This window comes from Streptomyces clavuligerus (genome assembly GCF_005519465.1).
GTDB classification, from domain to species: Bacteria; Actinomycetota; Actinomycetes; order Streptomycetales; family Streptomycetaceae; genus Streptomyces; species Streptomyces clavuligerus.
The window spans coordinates 832,041-854,991 of the sequence record NZ_CP027859.1 but is presented as its reverse complement, the minus strand read 5'-3'; the positions used below and the strand labels follow the sequence as shown (position 1 = coordinate 854,991).

At 70.6% G+C, this 22,951-nt stretch carries 22 protein-coding genes; 12 read left to right on the top strand and 10 right to left on the bottom strand.

Annotated features, from left to right (window positions below; genetic code table 11):
• Positions 1-40: 40 nt before the first annotated feature.
• Entirely contained in the window at positions 41-1,078 is a 1,038-nt protein-coding gene (locus CRV15_RS31965; RefSeq protein WP_003963303.1) for a threonine/serine dehydratase, read from the bottom strand.
• Between the two features lie 128 nt (positions 1,079-1,206).
• Between CRV15_RS31965 and CRV15_RS31960 the strand changes: the two genes are divergently transcribed.
• Complete coding sequence (locus CRV15_RS31960; protein ID WP_003953141.1) at positions 1,207-2,184, top strand: DsbA family oxidoreductase; 978 nt, start codon at positions 1,207-1,209, stop codon at positions 2,182-2,184.
• Positions 2,185-2,286: 102 nt separating this feature from the next.
• Here the strand turns inward: CRV15_RS31960 and CRV15_RS31955 are convergent, their stop codons facing one another.
• Positions 2,287-3,150, bottom strand: coding sequence for an alpha/beta fold hydrolase (locus tag CRV15_RS31955; RefSeq protein WP_003953142.1), 864 nt, complete (start codon positions 3,148-3,150; stop codon positions 2,287-2,289).
• A 300-nt stretch (positions 3,151-3,450) separates the two neighbouring features.
• Here CRV15_RS31955 and CRV15_RS31950 point away from each other — a divergent pair, with 300 nt between their 5' ends.
• The 8 genes from CRV15_RS31950 to CRV15_RS31915 all read left to right on the top strand — a co-directional run bounded on the left by CRV15_RS31950 (position 3,451) and on the right by CRV15_RS31915 (position 12,422).
• Positions 3,451-3,951, top strand: a complete 501-nt coding sequence (locus CRV15_RS31950; RefSeq protein ID WP_003953143.1) for a tellurite resistance TerB family protein — start codon at positions 3,451-3,453, stop codon at positions 3,949-3,951.
• Between the two features lie 369 nt (positions 3,952-4,320).
• Positions 4,321-5,679, top strand: coding sequence for an SUMF1/EgtB/PvdO family nonheme iron enzyme (locus CRV15_RS31945; protein ID WP_003963300.1), 1,359 nt, complete (start codon positions 4,321-4,323; stop codon positions 5,677-5,679).
• Positions 5,680-5,908: 229 nt separating this feature from the next.
• A complete protein-coding gene (locus tag CRV15_RS31940; RefSeq protein WP_003963299.1) occupies positions 5,909-6,652 on the top strand; it encodes a class II aldolase/adducin family protein in 744 nt (247 codons plus the stop codon).
• Complete coding sequence (locus tag CRV15_RS31935) at positions 6,649-7,710, top strand: LLM class flavin-dependent oxidoreductase (protein ID WP_003963298.1); 1,062 nt, start codon at positions 6,649-6,651, stop codon at positions 7,708-7,710. Before CRV15_RS31940 ends, CRV15_RS31935 begins: the two co-directional genes overlap by 4 nt.
• Before the next feature lie 14 nt (positions 7,711-7,724).
• Positions 7,725-9,026 (top strand): aminotransferase-like domain-containing protein, encoded by a 1,302-nt coding sequence (locus CRV15_RS31930; RefSeq protein ID WP_003953148.1) that lies wholly within the window; start codon positions 7,725-7,727, stop codon positions 9,024-9,026.
• A 1-nt stretch (position 9,027) separates the two neighbouring features.
• The gene (locus CRV15_RS31925; protein WP_003963296.1) at positions 9,028-9,627 is read left to right on the top strand and encodes a pyridoxamine 5'-phosphate oxidase family protein; all 600 of its coding nucleotides are present in this window, start codon (positions 9,028-9,030) and stop codon (positions 9,625-9,627) included.
• The gene (locus CRV15_RS31920; RefSeq protein ID WP_003953150.1) at positions 9,611-11,020 is read left to right on the top strand and encodes an aminotransferase family protein; all 1,410 of its coding nucleotides are present in this window, start codon (positions 9,611-9,613) and stop codon (positions 11,018-11,020) included. Before CRV15_RS31925 ends, CRV15_RS31920 begins: the two co-directional genes overlap by 17 nt.
• A gap of 163 nt (positions 11,021-11,183) precedes the next feature.
• Positions 11,184-12,422 (top strand): cytochrome P450, encoded by a 1,239-nt coding sequence (locus CRV15_RS31915; RefSeq protein WP_003953151.1) that lies wholly within the window; start codon positions 11,184-11,186, stop codon positions 12,420-12,422.
• A gap of 38 nt (positions 12,423-12,460) precedes the next feature.
• Here the strand turns inward: CRV15_RS31915 and CRV15_RS37595 are convergent, their stop codons facing one another.
• Both CRV15_RS37595 and CRV15_RS31910 read right to left on the bottom strand, forming a co-directional pair.
• Positions 12,461-12,592: a hypothetical protein gene (locus tag CRV15_RS37595; protein WP_003953152.1), complete on the bottom strand. Its 132-nt coding sequence runs from the start codon at positions 12,590-12,592 to the stop codon at positions 12,461-12,463.
• Between the two features lie 222 nt (positions 12,593-12,814).
• A complete protein-coding gene (locus tag CRV15_RS31910; RefSeq protein ID WP_009999308.1) occupies positions 12,815-13,177 on the bottom strand; it encodes an immunity 51 family protein in 363 nt (120 codons plus the stop codon).
• 178 nt (positions 13,178-13,355) lie between these two features.
• On the opposite strand from CRV15_RS31910, the gene CRV15_RS31905 reads away from it, so the two are divergent.
• Positions 13,356-13,607: a hypothetical protein gene (locus CRV15_RS31905; protein ID WP_003953153.1), complete on the top strand. Its 252-nt coding sequence runs from the start codon at positions 13,356-13,358 to the stop codon at positions 13,605-13,607.
• Here CRV15_RS31905 and CRV15_RS31900 read toward each other — a convergent pair.
• The 4 genes from CRV15_RS31900 to CRV15_RS31885 form a co-directional block, all read right to left on the bottom strand.
• Positions 13,573-14,412 (bottom strand): nucleoside phosphorylase, encoded by an 840-nt coding sequence (locus CRV15_RS31900; protein ID WP_009999307.1) that lies wholly within the window; start codon positions 14,410-14,412, stop codon positions 13,573-13,575. The two genes, CRV15_RS31905 and CRV15_RS31900, sit on opposite strands and share 35 nt — an antisense overlap.
• Positions 14,413-14,429: 17 nt before the next feature.
• Positions 14,430-16,235 carry a B12-binding domain-containing radical SAM protein gene (locus CRV15_RS31895; protein WP_003953157.1) on the bottom strand — a complete coding sequence of 602 codons (1,806 nt, stop codon included), beginning with the start codon at positions 16,233-16,235 and terminating at the stop codon, positions 14,430-14,432.
• A 72-nt stretch (positions 16,236-16,307) separates the two neighbouring features.
• The gene (locus CRV15_RS31890; protein ID WP_003963293.1) at positions 16,308-17,513 is read right to left on the bottom strand and encodes a DegT/DnrJ/EryC1/StrS family aminotransferase; all 1,206 of its coding nucleotides are present in this window, start codon (positions 17,511-17,513) and stop codon (positions 16,308-16,310) included.
• Positions 17,514-17,555: 42 nt separating this feature from the next.
• Positions 17,556-18,035 (bottom strand): RpiB/LacA/LacB family sugar-phosphate isomerase, encoded by a 480-nt coding sequence (locus CRV15_RS31885; RefSeq protein ID WP_009999306.1) that lies wholly within the window; start codon positions 18,033-18,035, stop codon positions 17,556-17,558.
• A 241-nt stretch (positions 18,036-18,276) separates the two neighbouring features.
• Here CRV15_RS31885 and CRV15_RS31880 point away from each other — a divergent pair, with 241 nt between their 5' ends.
• Positions 18,277-19,608: a helix-turn-helix domain-containing protein gene (locus CRV15_RS31880; RefSeq protein ID WP_003953160.1), complete on the top strand. Its 1,332-nt coding sequence runs from the start codon at positions 18,277-18,279 to the stop codon at positions 19,606-19,608.
• A 31-nt stretch (positions 19,609-19,639) separates the two neighbouring features.
• Here the strand turns inward: CRV15_RS31880 and CRV15_RS31875 are convergent, their stop codons facing one another.
• Complete coding sequence (locus tag CRV15_RS31875) at positions 19,640-20,533, bottom strand: glycosyltransferase family 2 protein (RefSeq protein ID WP_029183258.1); 894 nt, start codon at positions 20,531-20,533, stop codon at positions 19,640-19,642.
• 254 nt (positions 20,534-20,787) lie between these two features.
• Entirely contained in the window at positions 20,788-22,140 is a 1,353-nt protein-coding gene (locus CRV15_RS31870; RefSeq protein ID WP_009999303.1) for an NsdA family TPR-like regulatory protein, read from the bottom strand.
• Positions 22,141-22,505: 365 nt separating this feature from the next.
• Here CRV15_RS31870 and CRV15_RS31865 point away from each other — a divergent pair, with 365 nt between their 5' ends.
• Complete coding sequence (locus tag CRV15_RS31865) at positions 22,506-22,877, top strand: ATP-binding protein (RefSeq protein ID WP_230864308.1); 372 nt, start codon at positions 22,506-22,508, stop codon at positions 22,875-22,877.
• Positions 22,878-22,951: the final 74 nt, after the last annotated feature.

The window sequence follows — 22,951 nt, the reverse complement described above, 5'->3', positions numbered from 1 at the left end:
CGACTGCCCGGCCCCGTACAGCGTCGGCACCGTCGTCCGATCACAGATCCGAGGGGTCCGTGTTGGCCCCGCAGAGCACGACGCACACCTTCTCGCCGGGGCCGGGACGGTAGCCGTGGCCCGCTCCCGCCGACCCGGCTCCGGTCCCGGTTCCGGCTCCGGCGGCGGTCAGCGCGGCGAGCGCGGTGGCCGCGCCGTGTTCGACGGCGATCCGCCGCCGCTCCCACAGCGACCGCCGGGCACGGACGATCTCCTCGTCGGGCACGAGGACGCACGAGGCGCCCTCCTGCCGGGCGGCCGCCACGGCCATCGCGGTGCTGCGGCGGGCACCCAGCGAGTCCGCCGCGACCGAGCGCACGGGCACATCGACCGGCCGCCCCGCCCCGATCGCGGCGTGCAGGGCCCGGGAGTGCTCCGGCTCGACGCCCACCGCACGGATACCGCGGTGCACGGCCGCGGTGGCCACCCCGGCGAACAGACCGCCGCCGCCGACCGCGACGACCACCGTGTCCAGGTCCGGGAGCTGCCGGTGGATCTCCTCCAGCAGTGTGCCCGCCCCGGCGGCGACCAGCGGATGGTCGTACGCGTGGGAGGCGAGGGCCCCGCTGCTCGCCGCGTACTCCTCGCAGGCCGCCAGGGCCTCCGCGTACTCCGTTCCCACCTGGCGGACCTCGGCGCCGAGCCCGCGCAGCCGCCGCACCTTCACCTCCGGTGCGCCGACCGGGACGAACACGGTGGCGCGCACGCCCTGTTCACGGGCGGCCCACGCGCACGCGAGACCGGCGTTCCCGCCGGACGCGATCGTCACCCCGGCCTCGGGCAGCGCACCGGCCTCCTGGTGGGCCCGGAGGAAGTTGAGCGCGCCCCGGTCCTTGAACGACCCGGTGTGCTGAAGGAACTCCAGCGCCAGCCAGATCCCCCCGTCGTCCCCCCTGTCGGGCTCCGCGAACTCTTCCCACGGAGTGAGCAGTACGGGCCGCACCCGCCCCGACACCCGTTCGGCTGCGGCAGTGATGTCGTCCTGGCTGAGCTGATGCACGCGCGTTGCTCCCGTAGTCGTAGTCGTGATCGTGGTCATGGTCGTGGGCAGCGGTCGGTCCGTGGTCTGGAGGACGTATGGGACTCAGGGTACGGAAGAGGCGCACTCCGCCGACCATTTAGGCAACAAGTGTTGTCTACACGACAGATGTTGCCTACTCTTGCGGCATGCGAATCGAGATCTGGGCGGACGTCGTCTGCCCCTGGGCTTTCATCGGCAAGCGCCGTCTGGAGCAGGCCCTCGCGGCCCGCGCCGACCGGGGCACGGCCGGAGGCGAACCCGCCGAGGTGGTCTGGCGGCCGTTCCGCATCGACCCCACCGCCCCCGCCGCGGCCGTCCCGCTGGACGAGGCCCTGCGCGACCCGCTCATGGACGAGGCGCTGCGCGCCTGCGCCCCCGGGCTGACCCCGGCCCAGAACCGGGTCAGGGTCTCCCGGGTCGCGGCGGCGGAGGGCCTGGGCCCGCGCTGGGGCGCCCACTGGCGCGTCAGCAGCCACGACGCCCACCGGCTCCTCGCGCTCACGCTCGACCACGCGGGCGCGGCGGCACAGGACGCGGTGGCCGAGGGGGTGCTGCGCGCGCACTTCCTGGAGGGCCGCGACATCGGCTCCCGCGCCGTCCTCGGCGGGATCGCCGTCCGGGCCGGTTTCCCCGAGGGCCCGCGGCTGCTGGAGACCAACGCTGGTGAACGGCTCGTCCGCGAACTGCTGCTCGAAGGCAGGGCCCGCGGGGTGCGCACCTCCCCGTCCTTCGTCGTCGGCGAACGGGCGCTGGCGGGCGCGCAGTCACCCGGGGCGATCGGGGAGTTCCTCGACGGCCACACACCCCGCGCGGAGCCCCCGGCCGAGGCCGTCCGGATGCGCTGGGCCGAGTCCCTGCTGGAGCAGCGGGACGCACTGGGCGCGCTGACCCTCCTCGCACCGCTGCTCGCGGACTTCCCCGACGACCGGGGGGTGCGCACGCTCGCGGCCCGCGCCTACTTCGCGTCCGCCCAGCTCAACCGGGCCCGGACGGTTCTGGAGCCGCTCGTGGACGAGTGGCCGGACGACATGTACGCGCGGCTGCTGTACGGCCGTACGCTCCAGCGGCTCGGCCTGGCCCCGGAGGCGGAGGCCCAGCTCCGGCTGACGACCGCGGGCGGCTGACCGGCGCGGGCGGCTGAGGGGCCGCCGGGTCCCGGCCCGCGGGCCCCGGCGGCCGGTCGTTGCCGCCGGACGGGGCCATTCCCGCCGAAAAGGCCCGTTCCCTCAGCGGCTCCGCCAGAACTCCACCAGCAGCCGCCCGGCCGACGGCGCGAGCGGCAGTGAGTGGTGCGACACATCCGGCAGGACGACGACCTCGGCCCGGGGCATGAGCGCGGGTACGGCGGCGCCCGTCCGTCGCGCGTCGTGCGCCTTGCTCTCCCCGGCCAGCACCACCAGACAGGGCACGGCGCACGCCCGCAGGGCCTCGGCCCCCGGGCGCCGCATGGGCAGGACCTTCGACCGCCGCGCCCACGCGGTGCCCTCCAGAAAGGCCCGCCACACGGGGTCCGTCACCGGCAGCCCCGTCTCCCACCGCTGGAAGGCGAGAATCCGTTCCGGCGACGGCCGCAGCAGCAGCGGCAGGGCCCGCAGCAGATAGCGGGTGCTCGCCCGGGTGAAACAGTTGATCGGGTCGAGCAGCGCGAGACCGCCGACCCGGTCCGGTGACCGGAGCGCGTAGTTCAGCGCGATCCAGGCGCCGTAGGAGTGGCCGCACAGCCGCGCCCTGTCCAGCCCCAGCGCGTCCATGAGCGTATCCAGCCAGTCCAGGAGGTCGGCGGTGCCGCGCAGCGGTGCCCCGCTGTGCGTGCTCCGCCCGAAGTCGCCCATGAGGTCGACGGCGTACACCCGGTGCTCGCGGGCCAGTTCACCCGCGTTGACATGCCAGACCGCCGAGGTGTCCCCACCGCCCGGCAGCAGTACCAGCGGAGTGCCGTCCGCTGGGCCGCAGACATGGACCCGGGTGGTTCCGTAACGGGACGGCACCTCGACAGCGCGCACCGGTACGGGCCACTTCCGCAGCACCGCGTCGTACCGCGCGAGAAAGCGCGCGGTCGGATCCGACCCGTCAGCCATGTCGTTCGGCATCCCTTGGCCCCCGCCCCAGGATCGTTCCCTCCGGCCGCGCCCCCGCCGAGCTGGCTGTCGGCCGGCCACCACTCGTCCACCGGTCATTGTGCTCGTTGCGCCCCCGATCGTCCCTTTATCCCCGCGAGGTGAACCAGTTCAGGACGTGATGGCGTGAAGTAATCATTTCTGCATAAGAATAGGGTCATTTGAACGAAGAACCGTTACTGTCAGATCACGTATAGCTACTGAAGGTATCTTCTGGTGATCGCTGGGCCCCAACCGCATGGGGGCCCAGCGCGATGTCAGGAGGTGGTTTGCGTGTCGATCGCTCAGGAAACCGCGGCCGAGATCGGTCTTCGCTGGATCTTCCAGAGCTACTGGGGCTTCAAGAACGCGCCCCAGGTGGCCGACTTCAATGCCTACGGCAAGGCTCTGCTCATCTGCGCCAAGGGTGACGGGGACCTGGCCGACGAGGAGCGTGAGTACGCCGTCGGTCTGATCGCCGGTATGCACGGCCCGGCGGACCTGGTCGAGGAGTTGAAGACCGACTCGGGCGACGGGGACCTCAAGGAGGTTCTCGGGGCGGCCGAGGGAGCGGGGGCGTCCGGCGCCTGTCTGCTCTACGACGCGATCCGCGTCTCGGCGGCCGACGGCGTCCTCGCTCCGGGTGAGCTGGAGCAGATCGAGGCCGCGGCCGACCTGCTGGGCGTCGGACGGGACGCGGTGGCTCAGCTCGTCGAGATCCACCAGCAGGAGGCGGAGCTGGTCAAGCGCCGCTTCGAGCTCTGCTACCCGGACGCGGAGAGCCGCCCGTTCTGATCCGGCGGGTTCCGGACGGCTCCGCCGGAGCCGGTCCGGTCAGGTCCCCGTACAGCGGGACCACGCCCCCTGCCCCCTGTCCGTCCACCAACAACGGAAGGAGGTGATCCGCCATGACTGCCGAGGACTTCCTGGGCTCTCGCGAGGCCGGCGAGGCTGCCACCAAGTGGTGACGCGTCGCCCACGCTGACACCGGACCGGGGCCCGGGCGATTCGGCCCGCAGCCCCGGCCCGGCAGGCCGCGGGCGCCGTCCCCCGATCGGCGCCCGCGGCCCCCACCGCCCCTCCCCGCAGACCGGGCCGCACTCACGGCCCCTGCGCAGGGGCCGCCCGCACGAGGGCGAAAGAAGAAGGAGACAGGACCACACCGTGCACTACGAGCTGCCAGACGCACCCGCACTCGCCTCCCTCGACAACGAGGCGTACGCGCACCGCCTGTCCGTCCTGGAGAAGGAGGTGACCGGGCAGCCCCCCACCCCGGAGCTGGAGGCCGAGCTGTGCCGGGGAACCGGCCGCCACGCCGACTGGAACGTACGGCGGATCTGCGTCGACGCCCTGGCCGCCCGCTTCGCCGACTCGCCCGAGGCCCGGCAGGCCATCTGCGCGGCCACCCACGACGACGTCGACTGGGTCGCCTTCACGGCCATCAACGCGGTCCACTCCCTGCGGCTGCCGGAAGCCGCCGCCCATCTGATCCGCATCTCCGGCTGGCCCAGCAACTTCAGCCGCCCCGCCTACGCCCGCAAGCCCGTCGGCTGCGGCGCCGCGCTGACCAAGCGCGCCCTGTGGGGCATCTTCGGCTCCCGGGACCCCGAGGAGCTGCGCCGCCTGGAGGACGAGCACTTCGCCGGGTTACGCGCCCAGGTGGCCTCCGCCCGGGTGGAGCCCGACCTCAGCGACGCCGTCCTGGTCCCCGGCGGCCCCTCGATCGCCGGAGCGCGCATCGACGAGGTGGGCCCGTTCCAGATGGACGACGCCGACAACCCGCTCAGAGTCGTGGAGCTGCCCTCGTTCCACATCGACCGCACGGCCGTGACCAACGAGCGGTACGGGCGCTTCCTCGATGCCGTCCGGAGCGGCGGCGCCGAGCGCTGGGCCCACCCCGACCAGCCCGACGGCAAGGACCACACCCCGGCCCACTGGCGCGACCCCCGTTTCGACGACCCCTCGTTCCCCGTGGTCGGCGTCGACTGGTACGACACCTACGCCTTCGCGCGCTGGGCGGGCGGAAGGCTGCCCTCCGAGGACGAGTGGGAGAAGGCCGCGCGCGGCACGGACGGCCGCCGCTACCCCTGGGGCGACACCTGGGACACGGAGCTGGCCCGCAGCGTCGAGAGCGCCTACCCGGGCGAGAACCCTCGCGACCTGGACGAGCTGGAGGCGCTGCTCGTGCGGACCTCGCTTGTCTGGCCGCCGGAGCCCGTGGTGCCCGCCGACGCCCACCCCCGGGGAGCGAGCCCGTACGGGGCGCTCAACATGGCGGGGAACGTCTGGGAGATCACCCGGACCAACTTCTTCACCCGCCAGGACATGGCGCCTTTCTTCAAGGGGAGGACCGGGGTGGAGTTCATGAACCGGCCCGAGGCGTTCCATGTGCTGAAGGGGGGCACCTGGACCTCGCCGCCGGTCTGCCTCACCACCTACTACCGGGGCAAGGACCTGCTGACCGACCGGCACAACGAGGTGGGATTCCGCTGCGTCTACGACGCGGCGCCGCCGGACGCCTGACCCGCCCCGTACAGCCGCCCACGCGGAGGCGTCCACATCCGCGTCGGTCCGCCCCACTCGCACACGGCGCGCCGGTCGCCTGCCCGACGACCGGCGCGCGCCCGCGCGTATCTGTCCGCCGTCCGCGCCGCAGCCGCGCCCACCCGCACGACCCGACAGCCGCACGGCCGTATCCCGTACAGCCGTAGAGCCGTACCCCACGCAGTCACCGATCGGAGGCCGACAGCCGATGAGCACCGCCACGCCCCCCGCCCCGCGCGTCGAGACACAACGCGTCGAGACGCAGCTCGTCAAGGAACGGCTCGTCTCCGCGATCCGGCTGTTCGGCGCGCTGGGCTACGGACACGGCCTGGCGGGCTACTTCAGCGCCGTCGACCCCACGAGCCCCGACCACTACTGGGTCAACCCCCTCGGGGTCGACTTCACCCGGGTCCGCGCCGAGGACCTGCTGCTGATCGACCCCGTGGGCCGGGTCGCCGAGGGGCACGGCACCCTCAACCCCTCCGTGGACGCGCTGCACGGCGAACTCCACCGCGCACGGCCCGACCTCACCGCCTTCGCGCACACCCACTCCCGGCTCGGCAAGGCGTGGTCCACCCTCGGCCGCCCGCTCGACCCGATCACCCAGGACGCCTGTCTGCTCTTCGGACGGCACAGCGTCTACCCCCGCTTCGGCGGACCCGTGACCGACCGGGACGAGGGCAAGGAGATCGCGCAGACCCTGGGCGACGGCTCGGCGGTCATCCTCCAGAGCCATGGCTGGGTCACCGGCGGCCGGTCCATCGGCGAGGCCGCCTGGCTCCATGTCGCCATGGAACGCGCCGCCGACGTACAGCTCCTCGCCGAGTCCGTCGGCACCCCGCACCGCATCCCCGACGCCATCGCCCGCGAGACCGGCGCGATGCTCAGCAAACAGGAGTATGCCGACCGGCAGTTCCTCAACCTCTGCCACTCCCTGGACGTCCGCTCATGAGGATCGGGCTCAACTTCCTCCCCACCCTCGGCCCGGACGAGGTCCCGGCGGCCGAGTACTACGCGGACTGTCTCCATCTGTGCGGCGCGGCCGACCGGCTGGGGTTCTCCCACGTCAAGGCCGTGGAGCACTACTTCCACCCCTGGGGCGGCTACAGCCCCGACCCCATCGCCCTCCTCTCCGCCGTCGCCGCCCGCACCACCCGGGTACGGCTGGTGACCGGCGCCTGTGTCCCGGCGTTCAGCCACCCGGTCAAGCTGGCCGCCTCGCTCGCCCTGCTCGACAACCTCTCCGGCGGACGGCTCGACGCCGGTTTCGGACGGGCCTTCCTCCCGACCGAGTTCGACGCCTTCGAGGTGCCGATGGACCAGAGCAAGGAGCGGATGCGCGAAGGCGTCGACGCCGTCGTACGGCTGTGGACCGACAGCGACTTCCGCTGGGACGGGACGTTCCACCGCTTCGGACCGCTGCCCCCGCTGCTGCCCCGCCCGGCCCAGCTCCCCTGCCCCCCGGTCTATGTCGCCGCGACCGTCTCCGAGGACTCGTTCGTCTGGGCCGGTGAACGCGGCTACCACCTCATGGTCATCCCCATCGTCGCCTCCCACCAGCGGCTCCAGGAACTGCTGAAGCTGTACCACGAAGCCCGCGCCGCCCATGGCCACCCCGGCCCCGGCCGGCTCCACGTCAGCTACCACGCCTATCTCGCCCCCGAGCGCTCCGAGGCGCTGCACGAGGCCGAACGGCACTTCGACGACTACCGGAGCAAGCAGCTCGCCGCGTACGCCTCCTGGCGCGGGGTCCGCTCCGACCAGTACCCGGGGTACGAGAAGATGGAGGCCGCCGTACGGGCCACCTCCTTCACGGATCTGCTCGACGCGGGTCATGTCGTCGTCGGCTCGCCCGCCGACGCCCGCGACGCCCTGCGGCTCGTCGCCGAGCGGTACCCCGGCGCCGAGGTCAGCCTCCACGTGCGGTTCGGGGACATCGCGCAGCGCGCGGCCATGCGCACCGTGGGCCTGCTGGGACGCGATGTGCTGCCCGCGCTCGCGGATGTGTGAACGGTGACGACGCCATGACGACGATCCCCGAGGACGCCAGGACAACGACCCCCGACCGAGGGGGCAGCACACCGGGGCCCCGGCCCGCCGGGGCACGGCTGTCCCGCCACTGCGCCGCCCTGCCGCCCTCCGTGATCGCCGAGGCCCTGCGCGGAGCGGCCCGTGACCGCGCGATCTCGCTCGCCGCGGGCAGCCCCGCCGCAACGGCCCTGCCGGTCGACGAGGTCCGCTCGCTGATCGACCGGGTCCTGACCCGGCCCGGGGCCCTCCAGTACACCGACACCGGCGGACTGCCCGCGCTGCGGGAGTGGTTCGCCGCCGATGTCTCCCGCCGCACGGGCAGGGCGGTCCACCCCCGCCGGATCGTGGTCACCCACGGCTCCCAGCAGGGCCTCGACCTGGTGTGCCGGGCCCTGCTCGACCCCGGTGACACCGTCCTCGTGGACCGGCCCAGCTACAGCGGCGCGCTCCAGCTCCTCACCCTGCACCAGGCGCGGGTGCGGGACGTTCCCATCGCGTCCGACCCGGAGCTGACCGCGCTCGACCGGGCGCTCGCACGGGAGTCCTCCGTACGGCCGGTGCGGATGGTCTATGTCGTCCCCTCCTACGCCAACCCCACCGGGGACAGCCTCAGCGCCGGACAGCGCGCCGGGCTCGCCCGGCTGGCGGAACGGTACGACTGCGTGGTGGTCGAGGACGATCCCTACCGGCAGCTCGGCTTCCGCACCTCGTCCGCCGATGCCGTCACGGACCGTGGATCGGATCGCGGATCGGAGCGGGTGATCACCCTCGGCAGCCTCTCGAAGGTGCTCAGCCCCGCCGTCCGCATCGGCTACCTGGTGGCCCCCGAGCCGCTGCGCACCCCGTTGAGCAGACTCAAGGAAGCCGCCGACCTGGGCAATTCGGCGCTGACCCAGCAGTTGGCGCATGCCCTGCTCACCACCCCCGGACTGCTGGACCACCAAGTGGCCCGGCTGCGGGGGCTCTACCGTGAACGCAGGGACACCCTGGTCGCCGCGCTCCGCGAACACCTCGGTGACGAGATCGCCTTCGCCGTACCCGACGGCGGATTCTTCGTCTGGGCCCGGCTGACCCGCGGCCTGGACACCACGGAACTGCTGCCCACGGCCCTCGGGGAGGGGGTGGCCTTCGTCCCGGGCGCCGCCTTCTACGCCCGGGAGCCGGAGCGGGCGACCCTGCGCCTGTCCTACGCGACGGCGGACCCCGGCGAACTGGCCGAGGGGTGCGCCCGGCTGGCCCGCGCCGTGCGCACGGCCGGTGCGAAGCGTGCGGCGGCGCCCTCCGGAGGTGCCTAGGATGCCCGGCACCGTCTCCCGGCGCGGACCGGACGGCCTGCTCCGCCCCGAGGGCCGACTCCCGTTCGACGTCGCGGCCTTCCTCGCCCGGCCGCTGGTCGCCCGGCTCGCCACCCGTCCGCTCTCCGTCCGCCCGGTCTGGTACCTGTGGGAGGACGAGACCTTCTGGGTCATCACCGGGAGCTGGTCGTCCCTGTCCCGGCAGCTCGCGGCGGATCCCGCGTTCACGCTGGTCGTCGACGAGTGCGAAGCGGCCGACGGCCGGGTCCGCCAGGTGATCGCCCGCGGCACGGGAGCGGTGACCGGTATCGACGCACCGCGTGCGCGCCGCAAGCTGAGCCGGTATCTCGGCCCGGACGAGAGCCGGTGGGACCCGAGGTTCCGGCTCGACGGCCCCGCCGCGGGGGAGAACCGCTGGGCCCGGCTCGTTCCCGACCGGCTGTGGACCGCCGATCTCTCCTTCCGCCCCTCCGCCGCGTCCGGTCCGTACGAGGACGGCGCTGTCCGTACGGAAGCCGTTCCCGCCGACTGGGCTTCCGCCGATGCCGCCTCCTTTGAGGGCGGCCCCGATCCGAGGACACTCCATGACGACCAGACCTGACGCCGTCGACGGCCCTCATGACCCCCGCGCCGAGGCCGGTACCAGCGCCGAGGCCGGCGTCCGCGCCCGGCCCGACGCCCGCGCCCTGGCCGACCGGGACCGCGCCCGGCTGCTCCACCCCTTCCTCCCCGGCGAACAGCACAGCCGCATCGTCATGGTGGAGGGCGAGGGCTGCCGACTGCGGGACGCCGAGGGCCGCGAATACCTCGACGCGACGGCGGGCATGTGGCTCTGCCAGGTTGGCCACGGCCGCCGGGAGATCGCCGAGGCGGCGGCCGGACAGATGCGCACCCTGGAGTACTCCACCGTCTTCTGGGACTACACCCACGACCGGGCGGTCGAACTCGCCGAACGCCTGGTCGGAATCGGCTCCGACGACACCCGCCGGGTCTTCTTCACCAGCGGCGGCTCGGAGGGCGTGGAGATCGCGCTCCGGATGGCCCGCAACGTCCACCACCGGCGCGGCGAACCCGACCGCACCTGGATCCTCACCCGGGACAGCGCCTACCACGGGGCGGGGTACGCGAGCGGCGAGCTGTCCGACTTCCCGCCGTACACGACCGGCTTCGGCCCCCACCCCGGCCAGGTCCACCGGCTCTCCGCGCCCTACCCCTTCGCCGCCGGGGAGGCCCCCGAGAAGGCCACCGATCTGCTCGTCCACGAGCTGGAGTCGGCGATCGACCGGATCGGCGCCCACCGGATCGCCGCCCTGATCGGCGAACCCGTCCTGGCCCTCGGCGGTATGGTCGCCCCGCCGCCCGACTACTGGCCGCGCGTCGAACAGGTCCTGCGGCGCCACGGCATCCTGCTCATCCTGGACGAGGTCGTCACCGCGTTCGGCCGCGTGGGCCACTGGTACGCGGCGGACCGGATCGGCGTACGGCCCGATCTGACCGTTCTGTCCAAGGGGCTCACCTCCGGATACTTCCCGCTCGGCGCCGTTGTGACCAGCGAGGACATCGCGCGGACCCTCGGCGGCGACGGCGGGTTCCCCGTCGGCCACACCTACAGCGGCCACCCCGTGGGCTGCGCGGTGGCGCTCGCCAATCTGGACATCATCGAACGGGAAGGGCTGCTGGACGCCGCCGAACGGGCCGGGGCCCGGCTGGGGGAGGAGCTGCGCTCACTGCACGACATCCCCCTCGTCGGCGGGACCCGCCAGTACGGACTGACCGCCGCCGTCGAGATCGTCCGCGCCCCCGGCTCCCGGGACCCGCTGCCCGAGGGCACCTACGCCATCGCCGACCAGATCCGGGACCGTACGGGCGTCCTGGTACGCGGCGGGCCGCGCGCGCTGACCGTGGCCCCGCCGCTCGTGCTGTCGGACCGGGAGACGACCGAGATCGTCGCCGCGTTCGGCGAGGTGCTGTCCGGGCTCCCCGTCCGTTCCTGAGCCCGGCGGCCGGTCCTGCTCCGGGCCCCACCCGGCCCCTCCTCGGGCCCCGCTGAACGCCCTGCCGACGTACGTCCTGCCCTGTCCTGTCATGTCCCGCCGCTGAACGTCCCCTGCCACTGAAGGCCCCGCCCTGAGGGCCCTGCGCCGACCGGAGCCGCATGTGGAGCACTGCCCCTACCGCTTCCCCTTCCCGCGCGTACCCGCGACCCGGCCGCCCGCCGCGTACGCGGAGTTCCGCAGGGACACCCCCGTCGTCCGGGTGGCCATGCCCAGCGGCGACCCCACCTATCTGGTCACCCGCTACGAGGACGCGCGCATGGTCCTCACCGACGCCCGCTTCTCCCGCAGCCTGGAACTGGCCGGGCTGCGGCGCGGGGACGTGGGCCTCGCCGACCATCTGCTGCTGTCCACACTGGCCAACATGGACCGGCCCGAACACCCCAGGCTGCGCCGTCTGGTGGCACCGGCGTTCAGTCAGGAGACCGTGGAACGGCTCCGCCCCCGCATCGAGCGGATCACCGACGAACATCTGACGGAGCTGATCGGCCGACGGCCGCCGGTGGACCTGACGGAAGCCCTGTGTGTCCGGCTCCCCGTCGCCGTCCTCCTGGAATATCTGGGCGTCCCGCTCAGCGGCAGGGAAGAGCTGCTGCGCTGGACCGGAATCCTCACCGACCTCAGCGGCCACACCCAGCAGGAGGCGGAGGAGGCCCGTGAACTGCTCCACCACCACCTCAGGGAAGTGATCGCCGAACGCCGCCGGGACCCCGGCGACAATGTCTTCACCGACCTCGCCCGCCGCTGCTACGAGGAAGAGCGGATCACCGAGCTGGAACTCGAAGCACTGGCCATGTTCCTGTTGATCGGCGGCTTGCAGACCGTCGTCTACCAGCTCGGCCTGATCGTGGTCGCGCTGCTGCGCTCCCCGGCGCACGCCGCGGAACTCGCCGCCGCCGAACGGCCCGAGCCCGCCATCGAGGAACTGCTCCGCTACACCAACGCCGTCGAGTCCAGCCTGCTGCGGATCACCACGGAGGACGTGGTCGTCGCGGGGACGACGATCCCCCGGGGCAGCGCCGTCCTGCCCGCCATCCCGGCGGCCAACCACGACCCCGAACGGTTCGGCAGCCCCGAGACCCTGGACTTCGACCGTACCGCGACCCCGCATCTCACCTTCGGCCACGGCATGCACCGCTGCCTCGGCGCCCCCATCTCACGGCTGATGCTCAACATCGCCGTGCCCGCGCTCTTCCGCCGCGTCCCCGAACTGCGGCTGGCCGTCGCCGAGGACGAACTGAGCTGGCTGCCGGACCGGCTGCTCACCGGGTACGCGAGCATCCCGGTGACCTGGTCCCCCCGGCCCGTGCCGGAGGGACCCGGGCCGGAGCCGGTCCGCTGACGGGCGGACCGATCCGGCGGCGGGCGGCTGCCCCCTGCTCAGCGGACGTCGACGAAGTCCGCGCCCGAGAGGGTGGCACCGGTGGTCGATGTGCCGCCGAAGTTCCAGCGCCAGTCACCGTCGACCGAGGCCGTGCCGAGGGGACGGTGAACACGAGAGGGCCAGGGCACCCGTGACCGTGGCCACGGCGCCGGTGGTGACTCTGCGTCTGCCTGTGCTCATACGTGCTTCTTCTCTGGGAGCAGGGTGTCCGTGGACGGTGCTCGCCCATGGACGGGAGACATCTGGCCGGACATCTCACGGCCAGGTGGATCGGCAGATTATCAGCGGCATGACCTGGGCGAATCGGGGCCCGTCAGGGTGTTCGGAGGTCGCTGTTCCGCCGGACCCGGTCAGTCGAACCACTCCGGCTCACCCGCCTCGATGAGCCCCGCGAGCACGGCCCGATCCGCGAGCGCCTTCCGCAACTCGGCCCCCAGCCGCCGCAGCGCGTCCGCGTCCTCCCCGTACGCGACGAACATCCCGGCCTCGGGATCGAACCCCAGCCGCTCCTCCACCTCCGGCATCCTCTTCCGCACCACCACCCGGGCCACCCCCGCCCAGCCGTAACCGCAGCCCTCGTACCCCCGCTTGGCGAAGACGTCCTCCACCGGCACCATGGCGTCGTCCGTGAGCATCAGGCAGTAGTGGCCGGGCCGGTGGTCGTACTCGAAGAGGCGCAGCGGGGCGAGATCCCCGTATTCGTGTTCGGTCATGGAACGACCGTAGGCGACGGGTCTGACAATGGGCCCCGCTCCCAGGTTCCGAACCGCCAGGGAGAGGGCATGAACTGACTGAGCGCCGCAGGACGTCCGCTCCTCCGCCTCCTCCACTCCCTCATTTCCTCCGCGTGCGCACGCGTGTGCGCATACTTCTCCGAGAGGGGCTGCTCCCATGAAGGACACGACGAAGCGTCCGATCCGAACCGTGCTCCAGACCGCCATCGGCCTGGCGGCGATGCTGCCCGGAATCGTCGAGGCGTCCGGCATCCCGCAAACCCTTCCGTGGGTGGCCGGCGCCCTGGCCATCGCGGGTGCCATCACCCGCGTCATGGCCCTCCCCGTCGTCGAGGCAATCCTCACCCGTCTCGGCCTCGGCCTCACCCCGGCCCCTACCCCGGCTGCTCCGGCGGAGTCCCAGGGCTGAGCCCGCGGGCGCGAGGACTCCTGCTGTCGGCTCCCGCCGGTGACGGGAGGCGGCGAGTGAGAGTGCGGACAGCGGCGTCAAAGAGTGTGACGAGGCCCTTGTGGGTCTTGGGCGAGTCGTGGCGCGGTGTGCGGCAGACGAGTGAGTCCGCGATCGCGAAGGCGGCTGCGGCCGGGATGTGCCGGAAGTGGGCGACGGCGAGTACTCCGGCGGCTTCCATGTCGGCAGCCATCGCGCCCTCGGCGGTGAACTGTTGTACTTCGGTCGCGGTTTCCCGGTACAGAGCATCAGTGGTCCAGACGCGCTCCTGGCGCACTCTGGCGCCGTTCCCGTCGATTTCGGCAGCCAGAAGACCGGTCAAATGGGTGTCAGGGGTGATGTAGCGACCGGGGGCCAGGTAGTGGTGGGAGAGGCCCTCTCCCCGCAGGGCGTCACGGCATATCACCAGATCTCCTGGGTGCAGGCCCTCAGCCAGGGTGGCGGCGGTACCGATGGTGATGACTGCGCGGGCGCCGAAGGCGATGAGCTGCTCGATGATGAGGCCCGCGGCTGGGGCGCCGCGTCCGAAGCCGGAGCAGAGTACGACATTGTCGTGGCTCAGGTGGAGGTCGGCGGATACCCAGCGGTCCACTGGGTGAGTGCCGATACGGAGCGTTACTTCTTCGATCAAAGAGGACTGGTAGAGCAGGACGACGCCTGCGGTATGGGCGAGGTCGGCATCGGGGCGGCGGGTGCGGATGTGGGCGGCGTGCTCGGCGGGGTCGGTCAGTGCCGGGAGCCGATGTTTGTCGGCAGGCAGCGGCATACCGGGTACCGGGCAGGTCATCGGTCGGACATCCGTTTCCCGATCGCGGCCGTCACGCGTTGCTCCTGCACAGTGTCGACCTCGTTGACGGTGTGCCAGGGCAGGACCGGGTCGTCGATGAGCCGTAGATGTCGTTCAAAATCAAGGCCGTGGGCGTTCAACGAGCTCAGCAGATCGCTGCGATCCAGGCGAGTGAGGTCGGCACCACTCTTGTAGAGGTCTTCCAAGGCGTGGCCGACTCGCCGGTCTCCGCGTAAGCAGACTGCTTCAAGGTGGAGGCGGTTGGCCTCTCCGTACAGGACGCGATAGTGCTCGGCGAAGGTCTCCTCGCCGACGAGTCGGCGAAGCCGGTCGGTGATCTCCTCCACGTACCCGTCGATGAGGCCGGGGTCGGTCATGGGCAGCCGCTGAGTGAGGGTACCCGGCTCCGGCATGAACTGATGCAGTTTGATGATGACCGAGGCATCGGGCCGGTCGAGGCGGGCGTGGATATCGCGGGCCCTGTCGGCTATGGCGAGACGGTCCTCCCGGCGTTCGCCGGGGGCCCCGATGATGAAATACAGCATGACGGTGTCGATGACGTCGGAGGCTTCCCTGCACTGGTCGATGGCGCGGTCGACGCGCTCGGGCGGCATGGTCTTGCCGTACAGAGAGACCAGTTCGGCATCGGCGAATTCGGGCGCGATGGTGACGATGCCGCGGGCCTGAGTCAGGCTCAGCTCTGTGAACAGATGCCCGAAGTCGCCGAGTTCGTTGACATCCCGCAGATAGTCGGAGGTCATCTCGTCCGCTCGGACCGAGCCGATGATGACGCTCACCCTGATGCCTCGGGCCCTGGCGCGGTCCCGGTAGGCACGGATTCGCTCAAGGAGCCGTGTGCGGTGCCGATACTGGGTGAACGTAGGGGCGCTGATGATGATGAGCGGCACGCCGAGTTCTTCGACGCGGTCGATGTAACGAAGCAGCACCTCAAGTGGCGCCTGACGGAAGGGTGGGGTGCGCAGGGTACAGAAGAAGCACGCGTGGCGGCAGCCGAGGAGTGGAATCATTCCAGCGGCGGTACCGTCCGTGATCGGATACACGAAGTGGGCGTTGTGGAGATCGTCCAGTGCGAGCCACTGTGCGCGCACAGCGGCCGGTACGGTGACGGCCTTGGGCCGTACCGCGCTGACTCCGCCTCCGGCGACCAGGTCGCACTCGTACAGGGACGGTACGTACAGACCGGGGATCTTGGCGAGCAGCTCGTACAGCGAGATACCAGGGTCAGGGGAGCACTGGTGGGCGTGTACGGTGCGAATGAGCCGGGGCAGGGACCTCTCGGCCTCGCCGAGGACGACCACATCGAGGTAATCGGCCAGTACTTCAGGGTTGGCCAGGCCACCTTGGCCGCCGACGACCACGGGATGCCTGCCGGGGACACGGTCGGTGGTACGGCGCGGAATTACGGCGAGGTCCAGGAGCCGGAACACCGAGTGCATGTCGCCGGCGTTGGTCACGGACACCCCGACGATGTCGGCCTCGTGGACCGGAGCGGGGGACTCGACGCTCCGGTAGATCTCATCGTTGGGTGTGATGAGCCGGTTGCCGTCCCGGATGAGGCAATCATACTGGAATGCCCGCTCGGCGTACGCGGGCAGACTCTGGTCGCGGTTGATGAGGTCGTACAAGGCCATGGGGCCGTTGCACATCAACGAGTAGCCGTGGCCGTAGGGAAAGAGGAAGACCATCCGCAGGTCGTTCTCGCGATGTTCGGTGGGATATGGGGTGCCGAGCACGGTTTCACGGGACTGGATGGCAGCGGCTTCCAGGTCGAGCTGGGACATGGTGTCGGCTTCCTTCGTCAGCGGAGGAACGGGCGGAGATCCATGGAGGGGACAGACAGCGGCGCTGCTGGGTCAGACAGTGCCGAAGGCCCGGGCGACCTGCTCGGCGGCCTCTCGGATCGCGTCGCAGATCTCCTGCTCTTCGGCGTCGCTGATCAGTGGGTGCAGGCAGGGGCAGAGCAGCCGGGCGGCGAGCTGTTCGGCACGGGGGCACGCTTGGCCGTGGGTGCGGGCATGGATGTAGTCGTGGCTGGTGTAGGTGGGCGGGTCGTTGATGATGCTGCCGAGCCCGTAGCGTTCGGCGAGGGTCTCCATGAGTGCGTCGCGTCCGGCACCGGCCCAGGATTCGGGGACGAGCAGGTTGTGGCGGTAATACAGGTGCTGCCCGCCGGTCAGGGTCGGCGGAAGTGTCAGATACGGGACGTCTTCCAGGAGGCGGGTGCGTTGGTGACCACGTGCGACGCGGGCGGCGTTCATCTCGTCCAAACGGCTGAGCTGGACCGCCCCGACAGCGGCTTGGGCCTTGTTGAGCTGCTGATTGGTGCCCCAGTGGCGGCTTAGTCCATAGGTGCGCAGTCGACGGAGCTGTGAGGCGAGCGCGTCGTCCTGTGTGGTGACCATGCCGCCCTGACCATGCGTGGTCATCAGTTTCTTCGTCTCGAAGCTGAAGACGGTTGCCCAGCCCTCGGCGCCGACGGGGTGCCCCGCCGGCGTGGTGCCGCCGCAGGCCCGGGCCGCATCCACGATCACCACCGGCGGGCCGTGACGCGGATGAGGATGGCAGGCGGCGAGCCGGAGGAAAGGCCGCAGGTCTGCGACCAGGCCGTTCCAGTGCGTGACCAGGATTGCTCGGGTACGGGTGGTGAACCGGGGCTCGACGTCGACGGGGTCCAGGTTCAGAGTGAGCGGGTCGGGCTCCGCCAGGACAAGGGTGCCGCCCTGGTGGAGGACGGGCAGATGAGTGCCGACGAAATTCAGCCCGCAGGAGATCACCTCGTCGCCGGGCTGGAGGCCGAGACAGTGCAGGACCATCTCCAGGGCGGGTCCGCCGCCGTTGAAGGCGATCGCATAACGGCTGTCCGCTTTCGCCGCGAACGCGTCCTCGAAGGAGGTGATTCGCTCGGTGCCGCGCCAGCCGGTTCGCCAGGAGAGCGAGTCGTCCATCACCTCGCGCATCGCGGCGTCTTCGGCGTCGGTGTACCAGCCGCCCTGGGCGGGTTCGTCGGGCCAGCGCCGTGGCGCCTTGCAGCGGGGAACGGTGGTGGGGTCTGTGGGCACGAATGTTCTCCTGAGTCGCGAAGGGTGCTGGGAAAGAGACCGTCAGTACAGCGCGGACCGGCGACGGTGCTCGGCATCGGTGATCAGAGCGATCCTGGCGGCGGCGCGGGAAGCGGGGTCGAAGGAGTGGTTCAGCCACGACTTGGTGAGCTGCTGTGCCAGGGCCAGACCGATGACACCGGCTCCCAGGCACAGCACCTGGGCGTTGTTGTGGGTGACGGCGTGTTCCACGCTGAGCGGATCGTGGGCAGTGGCGGCGCGGATTCCGGTGACCTTATTGGCGGCGATCGCCATGCCGACGCCGGTATGGCAGACCAGCAAGGCACGGTCCGCGAGCCCGACGCCGATCAGTTGAGCAGCGGCCAAGGCGATCTCCGGATAGGGCCGGACGTCGCCTTCGCCGGTTCCAGTGGTGATGATCTGCTGGACGCGAGGCTGATCATGCAGATGGTCGACCAGGACGGTGCAGTAAGCGGCACCGGCACGGTCAGAACCGACGACGACACGCAGTCCTGCGGGCATGGACGTGGCTCTCCCTGGGGTGGTGCGGCTCGGCGGGCGGGCTTTGACGTCGACAGCGGCTTCCGGCTGTGGTCCCACCGTGGCGTTCGTCGGCCTGATCCGGGAAGCGGTGGCGGCAGTGCCGCTCTCGTGCGGCACCGAGCACTGTCGGAGCACTGCCCCGTGCTCTGTCGCGGGGGGCAGCGGAGTATTAACGTCGTTCGGATAGCCAGGCTCGCGACGAGTCTCTGCGGGAGGTACCGTGCCGAAGGTCCACCGATTGGTCATCGCTCGTGAGGCCCGCAACATGACACGGCCTGCTCTGGCTCATGCGCTGCGCAGACTCAGCGCCGAGCGGAGGCCGGCTCTGGGTACCGCCCCCTCTGGCGTTCTGCGCTGGGAGAACGGCCGTGAGCCCGCGACAGAGACGCAGCGACTGCTGGCCGAGCTGTTCGACATCGATCCCCGTCTCGTTGACACCCATCCTTGGCCGGTGTGGCTTGAGTTCGATCCGCTTCAGCAGTTCACCGACTTTCCCTGGACCCCCCAAGGCGCGCTGGACGCGCTCAGAGACTCAGTCGGGAGTGACATGCATCGCCGGTCCTTCATTTGCAGCTCGACGACCCTGACCTCAAGCCTCTTCTCCTGGCTGACGGCCGACCCGGCGGCCGCAGGTGAGATCACCAGTGGTCGGCGGATCGGCGAAGCCGCTGTTACACACATCGAGCGCAAAGTCCGCGCGCTGCGCCGTGCCGACGACGAAGACGGTGGCGGTACCCTGCTCCGCGACACGGCCACAACCAACGAGCTGGTCGCCGACCTTCTCGCCAAACGTAGTTGCACCCTCGATCACGCGCGGCGACTGTACGCCGCAGCGGCGGACCTGGAGCGTATGCGTGCCTGGGCTCTCTTTGACGTCCACGGAGCTTGCAGCGACCGGACCTTCACCTCTGCTCTGCACTTGGCGCACAGTGCGGGTGACCCGGCTCTGGGCGCACACGTTCTGACCTTCTGGGCGGCAGCCGCCTACAACTGTGACCGTCCCGCCGAGGCCGAGAATATGGCCACCGCCGCCCTCAGCGCGGTACGCGGCAAAGCCTCGCCCCGTGTTGAAGCACTCGTCTACGCCCGACGTGCCCGTGCCCGTTCCCACCTCGGAGACAACCGCTGCTGGGCCGATCTGGATCTCGCCGAGCGTCATCTGCACCGAGTCGAGCAGAGCAAGGGCGACGGGGAGCCGGAGTGGGCGTACTGGATGGACATGGCCGAGTTCCAGGGGTCGAGGGCCTCCACTCAACTCGCCATGGGCCTTCCGCGCGACGCGGAAGCCACTTTCGCCGTCGCCGCACGGGCGTTCGACGGAGGCGCGGTGCGTACTCACGCCCTCTACCTCGTGCGGCAAGCCGACGCACAGTGGCGCCAAGGACACTGGGAAGAAGCATGCAGCACGGCCCATCAGGCTCTGGATCTCACCGACCAGATCAGCTCACAGCGCACCATCGGTCCCCTCCAGGAACTGGTGCGCGCCATGGGAACCCGTACGGGCCTCTCCGCCGTGCGAGATCTTGACGAAAGGGTCGCCGGAGTCAATTGACGGGAAGTCGGCACCGGAGTGCGTCCAGGGTTCAGACGATCGGCGGTCGGCCTGCACGCGTGAGCCGCCACACCGTCCGCCACGACATCGGCCGACGCTCCCCGTGCCCGCCGCGCAGCCCTTCGGCGAGACCCTTGAACAAGACGCTCAGGTTCTTGGAAGAGCGGAACCGCCACACGCTGATCACGACCCAGACGGCCAGATAGACGGGCACCAGCAGCGCCGGAAGACGCCGGCGTGCGACCCAGACCCGATTGCGGGCGACCATCCGGTAGAACGGGCCGTGGCGGGCCGGGTTCGTCGCTGGGTGATGTACCTCGATGTCCCCCGCATACCAGCCTACCTTCCCGAGATCCCACAGCCGCCACGAAAGGTCCACGCCTTCGTGGAAGAGGAAGAAATGCCCGGGCCAGCCGCCTGCGGCTGCGAAGTCCGCCCGGCGCACGAGCACCACTCCCTCAGCCATGACCGTGACGACACCCGAGCGTCGGGCATCACCCGACCTCAGGCGGGGAACCCACCGGCCCAGCGTCTCACCCGTGGCGGGGTCGGTGATCCGGGGCTGCACATACGCCGCGTTCGGATGCCTGTCGAACTCCTCGATCAGCCGTGTCAGGGTGTGCGGATCAGGGAGGATCGCATCGTTGTCGAAGAACAGTACGAACTCGGCGCCACCGGCGGCCAGGGCTTGGGCTCCCACATTCCGCCCCTCCGGAATACCGGTATTGGTTTTCAGAGCGACGCTTTGCACTCCCTCGGGTACATAATCGGGTGTCACGCCGTTTCCTACGATCACCACACGTAGATCGACGCCTTGCTGCGCGAGAACCGATGACATCGCTGCCCGGAACTCCTGGTCCCGGTCGTTCATGGTGAGCACGACAACATCGACCGTTCGCTTGACCACGGAATTTTCCCTGCTCATCGAGAACCCGTCCTCCACGCACCGGGGCCACTGCACGGCCCAGTGCAGCGTAACGCCTGGGGCTTTTGAGAACGAACTTCGTGCGGCTGGCCCCTGGCGTAAGCCATGACGTACGCGACCTGTGCCGCGCCTGGTCATGTCCACTGCCGAATGCTGGCTGGGCCGAGTGCCGCAGCCGGTGTAGACACTGATCGTGGGCAGGCTCGATCACGGTTCCCCTATCTGCAGTCGGCAGTGAGGCCTTCCACCTCCGTTCAGACTGTCGTGCGTAGCCAGAGCCGCGCCCGTTCGTCAAATTCCTGGGCGGGGCGGGCGCCGCGCACCGTCAGCGGAGCGACGGCGGACCGCATGCCGCGCACGGCTTTGACGGTACGAGCCGAACGGATTCCCTTCATGGCGTCGAGGGCCTGGCCCCAGGTGTCGCATGCGGCTTCGATCCGGCCCTGTCGGCACTGGGCGTGCCCCTCAGACACGGCGGACAGCGCGGCGATCCGACGGTGTGTGGTGCCGCCGTACTGCTGCCGCGCCCGCGCGTAGTGCCGTTCGGCGCTCGCATGGTCCCCGACCTGCTCATAGAGTTTCGCGGTATGGCTGGCCACCGTCGCCGAGGCCGCCCCCCACATCGACGCCCATCCCGCCATGTCCCCGGCGCCGGACGTCTCGGCCATCGCCCTGGCCCGTTCCGCCTCGGCGAGGGCCTTCCCGTGCTGCCTGGGCCCGGCTCCGGCGAGGGCCCTGGCCCGGCAGATGACAAACACCGACTCCGTGGCGGGGCTGACCCGGCCGTGGGCGCGGTCCAGTGCTGTGTCCGCGAGGCCGAGAACGTGCTCCTGCCGCTGGTTGTCCATGCCGTGGTGCGCGAGTATCCGCAGTGTGAACGCCTGGTGCGGAAGATTTCCGGCTTCCTGGGTGAGGGCGTACGCCTGAAGGTAGTAGCGCTGTGCGAGCCCCATCTCACCGGCGTCGTACGCCTTCCAGCCCGCCAGGTAGGTGAGGGAAGCCGCCGCACACAGCATGTCGTCGTGTTGTCGCCCGGTACGGAAGCGCGCCCGGCACAACGCGGCGACATCGCTGGTGAGGTACTGGACGACAGTGCTCCGCCCGTGCTGGCCGCCATGTCGCTCGTCGATCCCGGTGAACATTGCCACCATGTCCTGGACGGCGCGGATCTCCTCGTCCCCGGCGACGCCACCGCGCACCGCTTGCCGGGTACGGGCATGAGCGTCGGCGGCTGCTCCGAGGGGCAGTGAGGCGGCGGCCACGGAATAGGCGGTCGTGGTGAGGAAGTTACGGCGTTCGATGTCGGCCCTCCCGATGCGCCCCAGTGTCTCCACTGGATCGTCTTCGACAGTAAGCCCCAGATCCGTCGGTTCGGAATCGTCGTACGGAACAGAGATGCCGATGTCGACGAAGGAGACCGGGCGGCGTAGTGCCCGGGAGAGGGCTTCCCGCAGGTAAAGGGCGGTCCGCGGGTTGGGTGGTGTGCCCCGCACCCAGTAAGCGATGTTCGATTTACTCGTACGGACCACGGCATCGCCGGACTCTGCGGCGACGGCTCTGACCGCTCGGGCGATCTCCTCGTAGCTCAGTCCCGATTGCTTGATCAATTCACGGAGGGGCTCATTGGGCAGCCGGTTCACGGCACAACGCTAGCGCTGCCCGGGACCTTCTTGAACGCCATTGAACGTATTTCCCTCTTGTGCTCTCTGGTCGCCGATCGGGCTGTCCCGCTTCACTGGAGACATCCAGCAGGTCTGACAAGCGGAAATGATTTTTGCGTCGCTGCCCATCGCTGATGTCCGCTGTCTGCCTCGTTCACCGGAGGGGTCTCGCCATGCCATTCGTCGCTGTGGGCTCGATAAGGAGCCTTGCGGAAGCCGCGTCCGTGTCGACGGCTGACACTCCCCGTTCTCCTTCTGTCTTCGGTCCGTGTCAGGTGTCGATGACGCGGTACGGCCGTCCGGGTGAGCCGTTGCCCGATGCCGATCGGCAGTGGGTGGGGCGGGCGCGGCGGATTGTGCGGGCGCGGTTGCGGCACTGGCGGGCCGAGGGGGTGGTCGAGCGGGCGGAGCTGGTGGTGTCTGAGTTGGTCACCAACGCGTTCGTGCACGGGCGGGGGGCGCGTGTGGGGTTACGGCTGTCCCGGGCCGGGGCGGTGGTGCGGGTCGAGGTCGGTGACGGGACCGTGGTCACGCTTCCCGGCGAGCGTCCGAGAAGCGCTTACGCGGAGAGCGGGCGCGGGCTGGACCTGGTGGCCGCGTGCGCCGACGCGTGGGGGCTCACCACCGACCAGACCGGGGTGTGGTGCGAACTCCACGTCCCCCACGACGGGGCGGACCGGTGAAGCGCAAAGCGTTCCGCGCCTTCCTCTGGCTGCCCTGGTCCTGCCTCATGACCGTCACCTGCCTGTCCGTCCTC

What these genes read in the sequence shown, in the direction of transcription:
- CRV15_RS31905 (WP_003953153.1), top strand. Translation starts at nt 13,356, where the DNA reads ATGAAGGACACGACGAAGCGTCCGATCCGAACCGTGCTCCAGACCGCC.
- CRV15_RS31925 (WP_003963296.1), top strand. Translation starts at nt 9,028, where the DNA reads ATGCCCGGCACCGTCTCCCGGCGCGGACCGGACGGCCTGCTCCGCCCC.
- CRV15_RS31930 (WP_003953148.1), top strand. Translation starts at nt 7,725, where the DNA reads ATGACGACGATCCCCGAGGACGCCAGGACAACGACCCCCGACCGAGGG.
- CRV15_RS31910 (WP_009999308.1), bottom strand. Translation starts at nt 13,177, where the DNA reads ATGACCGAACACGAATACGGGGATCTCGCCCCGCTGCGCCTCTTCGAG.
- CRV15_RS31965 (WP_003963303.1), bottom strand. Translation starts at nt 1,078, where the DNA reads ATGACCACGATCACGACTACGACTACGGGAGCAACGCGCGTGCATCAG.
- CRV15_RS31875 (WP_029183258.1), bottom strand. Translation starts at nt 20,533, where the DNA reads ATGAGCAGGGAAAATTCCGTGGTCAAGCGAACGGTCGATGTTGTCGTG.
- CRV15_RS31895 (WP_003953157.1), bottom strand. Translation starts at nt 16,235, where the DNA reads ATGTCCCAGCTCGACCTGGAAGCCGCTGCCATCCAGTCCCGTGAAACC.
- CRV15_RS31900 (WP_009999307.1), bottom strand. Translation starts at nt 14,412, where the DNA reads ATGCCGCTGCCTGCCGACAAACATCGGCTCCCGGCACTGACCGACCCC.
- CRV15_RS31960 (WP_003953141.1), top strand. Translation starts at nt 1,207, where the DNA reads ATGCGAATCGAGATCTGGGCGGACGTCGTCTGCCCCTGGGCTTTCATC.
- CRV15_RS31920 (WP_003953150.1), top strand. Translation starts at nt 9,611, where the DNA reads ATGACGACCAGACCTGACGCCGTCGACGGCCCTCATGACCCCCGCGCC.
- CRV15_RS31935 (WP_003963298.1), top strand. Translation starts at nt 6,649, where the DNA reads ATGAGGATCGGGCTCAACTTCCTCCCCACCCTCGGCCCGGACGAGGTC.
- CRV15_RS31940 (WP_003963299.1), top strand. Translation starts at nt 5,909, where the DNA reads ATGAGCACCGCCACGCCCCCCGCCCCGCGCGTCGAGACACAACGCGTC.
- CRV15_RS31955 (WP_003953142.1), bottom strand. Translation starts at nt 3,150, where the DNA reads ATGCCGAACGACATGGCTGACGGGTCGGATCCGACCGCGCGCTTTCTC.
- CRV15_RS31885 (WP_009999306.1), bottom strand. Translation starts at nt 18,035, where the DNA reads ATGCCCGCAGGACTGCGTGTCGTCGTCGGTTCTGACCGTGCCGGTGCC.